Source organism: Spirillospora sp. NPDC046719 (genome assembly GCF_040645715.1).
In the GTDB taxonomy this organism is placed as follows: domain Bacteria; phylum Actinomycetota; class Actinomycetes; order Streptosporangiales; family Streptosporangiaceae; genus Spirillospora.
The window spans coordinates 1-11,120 of record NZ_JBEYYT010000325.1; the positions used below are offsets into that span (position 1 = coordinate 1).

At 74.4% G+C, this 11,120-nt stretch carries 13 protein-coding genes; 3 read left to right on the forward strand and 10 right to left on the reverse strand.

Annotated features, from left to right (window positions below; all coding sequences use genetic code 11):
• The 4 genes from ABZ914_RS37110 to ABZ914_RS37125 form a co-directional block, all read right to left on the reverse strand.
• Positions 1-770, reverse strand: a 770-nt coding sequence (locus ABZ914_RS37110) for a serine/threonine-protein kinase (protein WP_500199031.1), incomplete at its 3' end; no start/stop codon positions are given.
• A 75-nt stretch (positions 771-845) separates the two neighbouring features.
• Positions 846-1,877 (reverse strand): PDR/VanB family oxidoreductase, encoded by a 1,032-nt coding sequence (locus ABZ914_RS37115; RefSeq protein WP_500199033.1) that lies wholly within the window; start codon positions 1,875-1,877, stop codon positions 846-848.
• Entirely contained in the window at positions 1,874-2,767 is an 894-nt protein-coding gene (locus tag ABZ914_RS37120; protein WP_433139744.1) for a metal-dependent hydrolase, read from the reverse strand. The genes ABZ914_RS37115 and ABZ914_RS37120 overlap by 4 nt, the downstream gene beginning before the upstream one ends.
• Positions 2,768-2,864: 97 nt before the next feature.
• Positions 2,865-4,007 carry an MFS transporter gene (locus ABZ914_RS37125; RefSeq protein WP_500199035.1) on the reverse strand — a complete coding sequence of 381 codons (1,143 nt, stop codon included), beginning with the start codon at positions 4,005-4,007 and terminating at the stop codon, positions 2,865-2,867.
• Positions 4,008-4,175: 168 nt separating this feature from the next.
• Between ABZ914_RS37125 and ABZ914_RS37130 the strand changes: the two genes are divergently transcribed.
• Complete coding sequence (locus ABZ914_RS37130; protein ID WP_433139750.1) at positions 4,176-4,910, forward strand: SDR family oxidoreductase; 735 nt, start codon at positions 4,176-4,178, stop codon at positions 4,908-4,910.
• Between the two features lie 72 nt (positions 4,911-4,982).
• On the opposite strand, the gene ABZ914_RS37135 is transcribed toward ABZ914_RS37130, so the two are convergent.
• The 4 genes from ABZ914_RS37135 to ABZ914_RS37150 all read right to left on the reverse strand — a co-directional run bounded on the left by ABZ914_RS37135 (position 4,983) and on the right by ABZ914_RS37150 (position 8,951).
• Positions 4,983-5,651 carry an acetamidase/formamidase family protein gene (locus ABZ914_RS37135; RefSeq protein WP_500199037.1) on the reverse strand — a complete coding sequence of 223 codons (669 nt, stop codon included), beginning with the start codon at positions 5,649-5,651 and terminating at the stop codon, positions 4,983-4,985.
• A 191-nt stretch (positions 5,652-5,842) separates the two neighbouring features.
• The gene (locus ABZ914_RS37140) at positions 5,843-6,967 is read right to left on the reverse strand and encodes a D-alanine--D-alanine ligase family protein (protein WP_500199038.1); all 1,125 of its coding nucleotides are present in this window, start codon (positions 6,965-6,967) and stop codon (positions 5,843-5,845) included.
• A 92-nt stretch (positions 6,968-7,059) separates the two neighbouring features.
• Positions 7,060-8,049, reverse strand: coding sequence for an NAD(P)H-dependent glycerol-3-phosphate dehydrogenase (locus ABZ914_RS37145; protein WP_190859846.1), 990 nt, complete (start codon positions 8,047-8,049; stop codon positions 7,060-7,062).
• Between the two features lie 17 nt (positions 8,050-8,066).
• Positions 8,067-8,951 carry a lysophospholipid acyltransferase family protein gene (locus tag ABZ914_RS37150; protein ID WP_500199040.1) on the reverse strand — a complete coding sequence of 295 codons (885 nt, stop codon included), beginning with the start codon at positions 8,949-8,951 and terminating at the stop codon, positions 8,067-8,069.
• A gap of 85 nt (positions 8,952-9,036) precedes the next feature.
• On the opposite strand from ABZ914_RS37150, the gene cofC reads away from it, so the two are divergent.
• Positions 9,037-9,723 carry a 2-phospho-L-lactate guanylyltransferase gene (gene cofC / locus ABZ914_RS37155; protein WP_500199041.1) on the forward strand — a complete coding sequence of 229 codons (687 nt, stop codon included), beginning with the start codon at positions 9,037-9,039 and terminating at the stop codon, positions 9,721-9,723.
• Positions 9,724-9,732: 9 nt separating this feature from the next.
• Positions 9,733-9,939: a hypothetical protein gene (locus ABZ914_RS37160; protein ID WP_190859670.1), complete on the forward strand. Its 207-nt coding sequence runs from the start codon at positions 9,733-9,735 to the stop codon at positions 9,937-9,939.
• Between the two features lie 64 nt (positions 9,940-10,003).
• On the opposite strand, the gene ABZ914_RS37165 is transcribed toward ABZ914_RS37160, so the two are convergent.
• Both ABZ914_RS37165 and ABZ914_RS37170 read right to left on the reverse strand, forming a co-directional pair.
• Positions 10,004-10,282: an HU family DNA-binding protein gene (locus ABZ914_RS37165; protein ID WP_151542535.1), complete on the reverse strand. Its 279-nt coding sequence runs from the start codon at positions 10,280-10,282 to the stop codon at positions 10,004-10,006.
• Between the two features lie 158 nt (positions 10,283-10,440).
• The gene (locus tag ABZ914_RS37170; RefSeq protein WP_190859668.1) at positions 10,441-10,674 is read right to left on the reverse strand and encodes an SCO5555 family protein; all 234 of its coding nucleotides are present in this window, start codon (positions 10,672-10,674) and stop codon (positions 10,441-10,443) included.
• Between the last annotated feature and the right edge of the window lie 446 nt (positions 10,675-11,120).

Genomic DNA, 11,120 nt, shown 5'->3' on the forward strand with positions numbered 1-11,120 from the left:
AGCGCCGGCGCGGCGGGGCGGCGCGCCGGGTCCTTCGCCAGCGCCGCCTCGACCGCGCTCCGCAGCGTCCCGCTCAGCCCGCCCAGGTCGGGTTCCCCGCTGACGATCTGGTGGATGATCGCGGGGATCGAGTCGCCGCCGAAGCAGGGGCCGCCGCGCGCCGCGAACGCGACGGTCGCGCCCCACGCGAACACGTCGGACGCGGGGGTCGCGCCGCGCCCGTCGAGCTGCTCGGGCGCCATGAACGCGGGCGTGCCGACGATGCCGCCGGTCGCGGTGAGGCGCGTCCCGTCCACCGAGCGGGCGATGCCGAAGTCGATGACGCGCGGGCCGAACGTGGACAGCAGCACGTTCGCGGGCTTGAGGTCGCGGTGCACGACGCCCGCGTCGTGGATCGCGGTGAGCGCGGTCGCGATGCCGACGGCGACGGCCTCCAGGTCGGCGCCGCGCAGCGGGCCGTCCTTGGCGACGGCGGCGTCCAGGCTGGGGCCGTTGACGAACTCGGTGACCAGGTACGGCGGGTCGGCCGCCGGGTCGGCGTCGAGGACCGGCGCGGTGCAGAAGGGGCGGACGCGCTGCGCCGCCGCGACCTCCGCCTGGAACCGCGCCCGGTACTGCCGGTCGGCGGCGTACTCGCGGCGGATCACCTTGATGGCGACCTTGCGGCCGGTCCCGTCCAGCCCGACGTAGACCGTCCCCATCCCGCCCTCGCCGAGCCGGTCCGCCACCCGGTAGGGGCCGATGCGATCCGGCAGGTCGGCTGGCGGCACGGCGCGTTCTCCTCAGGACGGGACCACTTTCCCCAAGCCTGGCATATCCGGGCAGCGGGCGTGGCCTCCGCCGGATCACAGGTCGAGGGTGATCCGCCCTCCGGTGGCGCGCGAGACGCAGACCAGCATGGAGTCGTCGCCCTGGTCGGACGGCGCGCGGTCGTCCACGGCGCCGGCCAGCACGCCGGTCCGGCAGGTGCCGCAGAAGCCCTGCCGGCAGGAGTAGGCCACGTCCGGCAGCTCGTCCCTGATCACGTCGAGCGCGGACCGGTCGGCGGGCACCGCGAGGGTGCGGCCGCTGCGGCGCAGCTCCACCTCGAACGGCTTCCCGCCGACGATCGGCGGCGGCGCGAAGCGCTCGTAGTGCAGGGTCGCGTTCAGGCCGACGGCGGTGCGGACGGCGTCGATCATCGGGGCGGGGCCGCAGCAGTACACGGCGGTCCCGTCGGGGACGTCGCCGAGCAGGTCCGCGGCGGACGGCACGCCGTGCTCGTCGTCGGTGCGGACGGTCACGCGGCCGGCGGGCAGCTCGTCCAGGAACGGCAGGGACGCGCGGGTCCGTCCGGTGTAGACCAGGCGCCAGTCCGCGCCGAACCGGTCGGCGGCGATGGCCATCGGCAGGATCGGGGTGATGCCGATGCCGCCGGCGAGGAACACGTACCGGTCGTGCGCGAGGAACGGGAACGCGTTCCGCGGTCCCTGGACGGCGACCGGCGCGCCCTCCCTCAGCTCGTGCATCTCGACGGAGCCGCCGCCCCCGTCGGGCAGGCGGCGGACGGCGATCCGGTAGGCGCGCCGGTCGGCGGGGTCGCCGGACAGCGAGTACTGGCGGCGGCGCCCTGACGCGAGCAGCACGTCCAGGTGGGCGCCGGGCTGCCACGCGGGCAGGACGCGCCCGTCGGGGGCGGCGAGCCGCAGGCTGACGACGTCGTCGGCCTCGCGGCGCACCTCCCGCACGGTCAGGCGCAGCGTCCGGTCGACGGGCCGGACGGCCGGCGGGCCGGGGGCGCGCAGCGCGCGGAACCGCTGGATGCCGTTGAACGCGGCGTTCACCGCGACCCAGAACGGATCGCGGTCGCGGCGTCCCCGCAGGTCGGGCGGGATCATCGCAGGGCCGCCCGGGCCGCCGGGGACGCGGCCAGGTAGGCCAGCGCCTGGCTGGTGGACCCCTCGTTCAGCGGGCTGTAGGTGCGCCTGAGGTAGCGCCGCACGGACGCGCCGACCATCCGGCCGTCCGGGGTGAGGCCGGCCGGGCCGGTGCGCCGCAGGTGCCGCAGCCCGCCCTTGATCCGGCCCCGGACGATCGGGTCGCGGGCCATCAGGAAGCGGTGCCCGCGGTGCCACAGCGCCCCCAGCATGGTGATCGTCTCGCCCATCGCGCGGAGCCGGGCCGCGTACGAGCCGTCGAGGTGCATGAACAGGTCGTGCGCGACGTGCCGGTGCTCGACCTCCTCGGCGCCGTGCCAGCGCAGCAGGTCCAGCATCATCGGGTCCGCGCCCGCCTCGTCCAGCGCCTTCGCGTTGAGGATCCAGTCGCCGAGGACGCCGGTGAAGTGCTCGATCGCGGCGATCAGCGCGATCCGCTCGAACAGCCAGGCGCGCTTGCGGTCGCCCTCCAGGCCGCGGTCGCCGAGCAGGTCCTCGAAGACGAACTCGACCTGCCGGACGAACGGCCGCACGTCGAGGCCCTGCTCGACGAAGTGGTCGAGGACGGCGTCGTGGGAGGCGGCGTGCATGGCCTCCTGGCCGATGAAGCCGAGCACGTCCTCGCGGAGCCGGTCGTCGCGGATGTAGGGGACGGCCTCCTTGAAGACCTTGACGAACCACTCCTCGCCGGCCGGCAGCAGCATGTGCAGGACGTTGATGAGGTGGGTGGCCACCGGGTCGCGGGGGATCCAGTGCAGGGGGACGTCCGACCAGTCGAACCGGACGTCGCGCGCCTGCAGGACGATGTTCTCCGGCTCCGGGGGCCGTACGGGCGGACGCTGGACCGACATGGGCTTCCCTCCGGCGCGCCGACAGGCTATTGACGAGACGTCTAGTAAGTTACCTGCGGTCCCGGCGCCCAACAATGGCACGGTCCGGTGAGGATCGTCACCCCGCCGGGTCGCCGGCGAGCGCGAGGGCCGGGACGACCAGCAGCAACGAGCACGCGGCCGCCGCGAAGGCGCCCGCGGCGCCGGCGTGGTAGACCGGCAGCCACACCAGCGGCGCGACCGCCCCGCCGCCGAACCGGAACGCCGACACCGCCGACAGCGCCCCGCCCCGGTTCAGCGGCACCGCCCGCATCGTCAGGCTCTGGAGCGCGACGGTCATCATCGACGCGCCGGCGCCCGCCAGCGTCCACCACACGGCGAGCGCGCCCACGGAGCCGGACGCCCCGACCACCGCGACGAACACCCCGGTCACGACGGCCGCGACTCCTCCGCACAGCCGCGCCCCGGCGCGCTCGGCGACGCGTCCCCAGACCGCGCCGAGCGCCAGCCCCGCCACCCCGAACCCGAGCAGCGCGACGCCCGTGAGGTCCGCGCCGACGTGCAGCTTCTCCCGCGCGTACAGCGCCACGAGGAACGGCAGCGCGGACGCGCCGAGGTACGACACGAACGAGGCCGCCGACAGCAGGCCCATCCGCCGGCTCAGCAGCGGCCGCCAGGGCGGTGCCGCCGCGGCCGGGCGCGGGTCCCCCGGCGGCGGCGCGAACGCCAGCAGCACGGCGGCCCCCGCGACCACGACGAACCCGAGCCGCCACGACGACGCCGCGGCGAGGCCGCCGACCAGCGGCGCGAACGACTGCCCGGCCGCCTGGCAGCTGGAGTACGCCCCGACGGCCCGGCCGAGGCGGTCGCGCGGCACGATGTCGCCGAGCCCGGCGAGCAGCAGCGGCGAGGTGAACGCGTTGGCGGCGCCGAGCGCGGCCCGCGCCCCGAGGAACAGGCCCAGCGCCGGCGCGAGCGCGCACACCAGCGAGCCCGCCGCGTACACGAGGTAGGCGATCCGGACCGTCCGGCGGCGGCCCCACCGCTCCCCGAGCGTCCCGGACACCAGCTGGACCAGCGCGAACGGCACGAAGTAGGCGGTCAGCGATGCGGCCGCGGCGCCCGCCGAGGCGTGCACCGACCGGCCGATCTCCGGGAGCATCGGCGAGACGACGCCGCCGCCGAGCGGGCCGAGCAGCGCGCCGCCGTAGACGGCCCCGACCTTGATCCGCTGCAGTGCCACCGCTCCCCCGGCGCTCACCCTAGATCATTTCGCCCTGCTTCAGGGCTCCCGTCCCGAATCTTCGCGATGCGATGGACGCCGGGATCGCGGCGATCCGCCCTTGCGCCCCGGACGGTCCTGAACTGTAGTCTGGACACCTGTCCAGAAACAGCGGCCGGACGGCCGCGCGCGGAGGGGACTGTGAGCATGAGGTTCGAGGGAAGGGTCGCGGTCGTCACCGGCGCCGCCCAGGGCATCGGCGAGGCGTACGCGCGGGGGCTCGCTGCGGAGGGCGCGTCCGTCGTCGTCGCGGACGTCGACGAGCGCGGCCAGGCCGTCGCCGACGACATCAAGGGCCTGTTCGTGCGGACGGACGTGTCGGACCCGGCGTCCACCGAGGCCATGGCCGCCGCCGCCGTGGAGCGGTTCGGCGGCATCGACCACCTGGTGAACAACGCGGCCATCTTCGGCACGATGAAGCTGGACTTCCTGTTCACCGTCGACTGGGACTACTACAAGAAGTTCATGGCGGTGAACATGGACGGCGCGCTGCTCTGCGCGCGCGCCTGCTACCCGCACATGCAGGCGCGCGGCGGCGGGTCGATCGTGAACCAGTCGTCCACGGCCGCCTGGCAGTACTCCGGCTTCTACGGGCTGGCCAAGGTCGCGATCAACGGGCTGACGCAGCAGCTCGCGCACGAGTTCGGCAGCATGGGCATCCGGGTGAACGCGATCGCGCCGGGCCCGACCGACACCGAGGCGAACCGCAAGGTCGTCCCCGGCAACATGTCGCAGAAGATCGTCGACCAGAAGATGGCGCTCAAGCGGATGGGCACCCCCGAGGACATGGTCGGCGCGTGCCTGTTCCTGCTGTCGGACGACGCCGCGTGGATCACCGGGCAGATCCTGAACGTGGACGGCGGCGAGGTGTTCCGCGCCTAGCGGCGCGGTCGCGGCCCGGAAGCGGCGGGCGGTGCGGGCGCGGTCCGGAGAGACGGCGGGCCGCGCCCGCGGCTAGGCGATCCGCGGGGACGGGTCGGGCATCAGCATCGGCCCGGTCACCCGGAACCGCTCGACGCCCCGCCGGGTCAGGTTGATCCGCAGGTCGATCCAGCCGGCCAGCCCGGAGGCGCCGCAGTCGGGGGCGCCGCGCAGCGGGAAGTGCAGGTCGCCGACCGACAGCTTGGCGCCGTGCACGTGCACCGGCAGCAGGATCCGGGACCCGGCGGTGAGCGGCGCGATCGCGCAGCCGCCGATCTCCCGGCCGCGGTCCGCGCTGCGCACCGCCTCCGCCGCGACACGGGCGCGGGCCGCCGGATGGACGCCGCCGAGCAGCATCCGGCCCCGGTCGCCCTGCGGCGTGGCCCGGACGGACCGCGGCGCGCACCCGATGAGGCCCGGATGCCCGGACGCGCAGTACACCCCGTCGGCGCGCCCCACGCCGAGGACGTCCACCACGATCACGTCGCCGGGCTCCGCGCCGACGACCACGAGCGGGCCGCACAGCACGGCGTCCTCGCCCGGCTCGCGCGCCGCGCACTCCATCCGGACGGTCCCACCGGTGATCACCTCGGCGACCCCCGGGATGGCGGGATGCCAGCGGTCGTGCCCGGGGACCGGCCGCCCCCTCCCCTCCAGCGTGAAGGGGGCGGCCGGGGCGGGCGGAACGGGTGAGAGCGTCAAGGCGGGCGTCCTTCCAGAACGGTGACCGGGAACGGTCCCGATCCTGGCCGGGGCGCGTTTCAGCCGGATTTCACCGCCGCGAAGGACACGTCAAACCGCCTTCACCGGGAACCGGAAGACGGCGCCGCGGCCCGCTTCCGGAGCCGGGGGCCGGGCGCCGGGCGCCGGGCGCCGGGCGCCGGGCGCCGGGGTCAGCGGAGCCCGGTGGAGCGCCGCAGCGCGGTCTGGATCAGCCGGTCGACGAGCGACGGGTAGTCCAGCCCGGTCGCGGCCCACATCTGCGGGAACGCCGACGCCGGCGTGAACCCCGGCATCGTGTTGATCTCGTTGAGGATCCAGCGCCCGTCCGGGGTGTGGAAGAAGTCGACGCGGGCGAGGCCCTCGCAGTCCAGCGCCTCGAACGCCTGCGCCGCGATGGTCCGGACCTCGTCGATCGCCTCCGGGGGCAGGTCCGGCGGGATCGCCATCCGGGTGCCGCCGTCGAGGTACTTGGTCTCGAAGTCGTAGAAGTCGTGGTCGCCGGCCATCAGCACCTCGGCGGGCAGGCTCGCCTCCGGCGGGCCGTCGTCCACGCCCTGCAGCACGCCGCACTCGATCTCGCGGCCCTCGATCGCCGCCTCCACGATCACCTTCGGGTCGTGCTCGCGGGCCGTCTCGACGGCCGTCTCCAGGTCGGCCTCGTCGGTCACCCGGGTGATGCCCATGCTGGACCCGGCGCGGGCCGGCTTGACGAACACCGCCCGCCCGGCGGCGAGCCCGAGCTGCTCCTTGACCTCGTCGAGCTTGCGCTTGCGCTCGCGGCGCCACTCCCGGTCGCCGATCAGCACGTACGGGCCGACGGGCAGCCCGCGCGCCTGCCAGACGAGCTTCATGAAGCCCTTGTCCATGCCGACCGCGCTGGCCAGCACCCCGGCGCCGACGTACCGGACGCCCGCCAGGTCCAGCATGCCCTGGATGGTGCCGTCCTCGCCGTACGGGCCGTGCAGCAGCGGCAGCACGACGTCGACCTCGCCGAGCGTGGCGGGGACCCTGCCGGGCTCGACGACCATCAGCCCGCGGCTGTCGGGGTCGAACGGCAGCGCCAGGGCGCTGCCCGCGCCGGACACCTCGGGCAGGCGGCCGTCCTGGATCGCGAGCCGCTGGTCCTCGGGCGCGAGCACCCAGCGGCCGTCGCGGGCGATGCCGATCGGCAGCACCTCGTAGCGGTCCCGGTCGATCGCGGCCATCACGGCGCCCGCGGTGACGCAGGAGATCGCGTGCTCGGAGCTGCGCCCGCCGAACACCACGGCCACGCGAATCTTGGAAACCTGGGACATGATTCCCGACCCTACCGGTGATCAGTACGGCGCGGCCACGAACGATCCGGGCGTGCCCCGGCGGCCGGACGCGACTTCGCGTCGTCCACGGGTCACACTCCGTACCGTTCCGGCTTCGGTGAACGGGAGATCAGCGAGATCGCCGCCTCCGTGATGGGGGTGCCGTGGTACAGCACCGAGACGACCGCCTCGGTGATCGGCATCTCCACGTTGTGCTTGCGGGCCAGCTCCAGCACCGCCTCCGAGGACTTCACGCCCTCGGCGGTCTGCTTGGTGGCGGCGACGACCTGCTCCAGCGTCATCCCGCGGCCGAGGTTCTCGCCGAACGTCCGGTTCCGCGCCAGCGGCGACATGCAGGACGCGGCGAGGTCGCCCATCCCGGCGAGCCCCGCGAAGGTGTGCTCGTCGGCGCCGAGCGCGATCCCGAGCCGGGTGATCTCGGCGAGCCCGCGGGTCATCAGCACCGCCTGGGTGTTGGACCCGAACCCGAGCCCGACCGACATCCCGACGCACAGCGCGACGACGTTCTTGATCGCCCCGCCCAGCTCCACGCCGATCACGTCGGTGGAGGTGTAGACGCGGAAGTAGGGGGTCATGGTGGCGGCCTGCAGCCCCACCGCGGCCTGCTCGTCCACGCAGGCGGCGACCGCCGCGCTCGGCTCGCCGGTCGCGATCTCGCGCGCCACGTTCGGCCCGCTGAACACCGCGACGCGCTCCTCCGGGACGTCGGCGACCTCGCGGACGACCTCCGACATCCGCCGGGTGGTGCCGAGCTCGACGCCCTTCATCAGGCTGACCAGGACGGCTCCGGGCGGCAGCAGCGGCACCCAGCCGGAGAGGTTGTCGCGCAGGCTCTGCGCCGGGACGGCGAGCGCCACGAAGTCGGCGCCGTCCAGCGCCTCGGCGGGGTCGAGGGTCGCCCGGATCGCCGCGGGCAGCTCCACGCCCGGCAGGTAGTCGGCGTTCTCGTGCCGCTCGTTGATCGACTCGACGAGCTCGGGCCGGCGCCCCCACAGGGCGACCTCGCCGCCCGCGTCGTGCAGCAGCTTGGCGAACGTGGTCCCCCAGGACCCGGCGCCCATCACCGCGGTGCGGTAGGTCACGAGTCACCCGCCTTCGTCTTCTCGGTGGTGTCGGACGCGCCGTCCGCCGGCCCGGCCGGGTCGGGCACCCCGGCGGTCCCGGCGGCCGCCGCGTTCCCGGCCGCCGCGTCCTCGGCCTCCTTGGCGGCGCGGCGCCGCTCCTCCAGCACCCGGTGGTGGTCGTAGCGCTCGGCGGGCGGCCGCTCGCCGCGCAGCTCGCCGAGCAGCTCGGAGATCGCGTCCATGATCTCGTCGGTGGCCGCGCGCAGCGTCTCCTTGGAGAGCGGCAGCCCCTCGTACTTCGACAGGTCGATCGGCGGCCCCGCGATCACCTTCATCGTCTTGCGCGGGAACGGGTGGAACCCCTTCTTCAGGCTCCCGGCGAGCCCGCGCTGCTCGGCCTTCTTGTACGGCAGCAGCTCGTGCGCGCCCCACGTCGCGACCGGGACGACCTTCGCGCCCGTCTGCAGCGCCATCCGCGCCACGCCCGTCTGGCCGGTCATCGGCCACAGCTCGGGGTCGCGGGTGCAGCTGCCCTCCGGGTAGAACATCAGGCACTCGCCGTCCACCAGCGCCTTCTCGGCGTCCTTGAGGGCCAGCGCGGCGTCGGCGCGGTCGCGGTGCACCGGGATCTGGCCGGTGCCGCGCATCGCCGCTCCGACGATCGGCGTGCTGAACAGCGCGGCCTTGGCCAGGTAGACGGGGTAGCGCCCCGCCTCGTAGACGAAGTGCGCGAGGGCCAGCGGGTCGGACTCGGAGATGTGGTTGGCGGCGATGATCACGCCGCCGGTCCTGGGCACGTTGCCCCGGCCGCGCCAGTCCCGTCTCAGCAGCCCGAACAGCAGGGGCCGCAGGATGACGATCGTGAGCTTGCGCCAGCCAGGCGAGTACCCGTGGCTCATGACCCGTCCCTCCTCCATCCGTACCCGACGTGAACGCGGGGTGTCCACAAGTGTCGCGGTTGTCTGCGCATAGTGTCGAGTTGCCATGTCTACCCCAGCGCCCAGCGCGCCTCATCCCGAGTGGTCGCTCGTCGTGCCGGTCAAGGTGCTGGCCAGGGCCAAGACCCGCATGTCGGCGGCGGCGGGGCCGCACCGCGAGGCGCTCGCCCTGGCGGTCGCCGCCGACACCGTCGCGGCCGCGCTCCGCTGCGCCCGCGTCCGCGATGTGATAGTGGTCACCGACGATCCCGTCCCCGCCGGGGAGCTGGCCGCGCTCGGCGCCCGGATCGTCCCCGACGAGCCCGACGCCGGGCTGAACCCGGCCCTGATCTACGGCGCGGGGCGCGGCCGCGACCTCGCCCCGGACGCGGGCGTCGGCGCGCTGTCCGCCGATCTGCCCGCCCTGCGGCCGGACGAGCTCGCCGCGGTCCTCGACGCCGCGGCTCGGGCGCCGGAGGCGTTCGTCCCGGACGCGGCGGGCATCGGTACCACGCTCTATACGGCGCGTCCCGGGGTCCCCTTCTCTCCCGCGTTCGGCGGGGACTCCCGCACCGCGCACCGCGCGCGCGGCGCCCGCGAGCTGCTGCTGCCCGGGACCGACAGCGTCCGGCGCGACGTCGACACCCCCGACGACCTCCGCGCCGCTCTGGCCCTCGGCACCGGCCCGCGCACCGCGGCCGTCGCCGCGCTGCTCCCCGATTTCGCGCCGTCCGCCGGCTACGGCCGGGGATAGGGTTCCCGCATGCAGGGGACGGTGAAGGACTTCGACCCGGCCGCGCGGGCGGGAAGCGTGCTGCTGGACGACGGTACGGAGCTGCCGTTCGACGCGGACGCGTTCGCGGCGGGGGGCCTGCGGCTGCTGCGCTTCGGGCAGCGGGTGAACCTGGCGATGGAGGGCGACCGGGTCGCGGTGGTGACGCTGTCGACGTTCCCGTTGCCGGGTACCTGAACGGGCCGTGGAAACGGCAGCGCCCGGGACCGTTCGGTACGGTCCCGGGCGCTGCGCGGTGAGGCTACTTCTTGCCGGCCACCAGGTTCTTGAAGTCCGCCCCGGCCTTGAACTTCGGCACGGACGTCGCGGGAACCTCGATGGTCTTGCCCGTTGCGGGGTTGCGGGCCGTACGGGCAGGCCGGTCGGCCTTCTCGAACGAACCGAACCCGGTGATCGCCACCTTGTCGCCCTTGGCGACGGCGGATTGGATCGCCTCCAGGATCGCGTCGACGGCCTCGGCTGCGGCCTTCTTGCTGCCCAGCCGGTCAGAGATGGCGTCGACCAGCTCACGCTTGTTCATGGGTTACTCCTCTAGTTCCCCCCTTGCCCGAACGAAACTAAGGGACCCTCAGCATGGACACAATCACCTGCACGCAGAAGTTGCCGTGTCGCTGGCGTTTTTGTCGGCCTCGCCCCCGTCTCGCCGGGTGACCGGACCGGATCCGGCCACTGCGCACGCTAACGGACGTCGGGCGCCTCGTGGAAATCGGCCAGGAACGCCTCCAGCCTGCGGGCGGCCAGGTCGGAGTCCCTTTTCGCCAGATCCGTGATCGCCAGGAGGTGGCGGATGAGCCGCTGCCGGGTCTGCGGCGGCAGCGGCGCCACGGCCCGGTGCGCGTCGCGCAGCTGCCGGGCGAGCCGGGTCAGCGCCGGGTCGTCCCACTCCGGCCCGCTCCACGGCGTGGCGTTCACACAAGCCCCCCAACGCTCGGGCGTCTTCGTCCCCTGCGAAGAATTGTCCCGCGCGAGGCTACGCGACCCCCGCCCCGGGGTCCCCCGACCCCCGAAACCCCACCCCCAGGCCCGCGTGTCCAAAGCCAGACCCGGGTGTCCAAAGCCAGGCCCAGGAGTTCGAAGCCCGGGCCGAGGGCTCGAAGCCCAGCCGGAAGGTTCGAAGCCCAGCCCAGAGGCTCGAAGCCCAGCCCCGGTGGTCGAAGCCCAGCCCGGGGGTTCGAAGCCCAGCCCGGGGGTTCGAAGCCCACCCCGAAGGCTCGAAGCCCGGCCGGGAGGTTCGAAGCCCGGCCCCGGTGTTCCAAGCCCAGCCCGGGGGTTCGAAGCCCGGCTGGGAGGTTGGAAGCCCGGTCCGAGGGTTTGAAGCCCGGCCACGATCGCGGGCAGGCACGCGGAGCGAGCGCAGC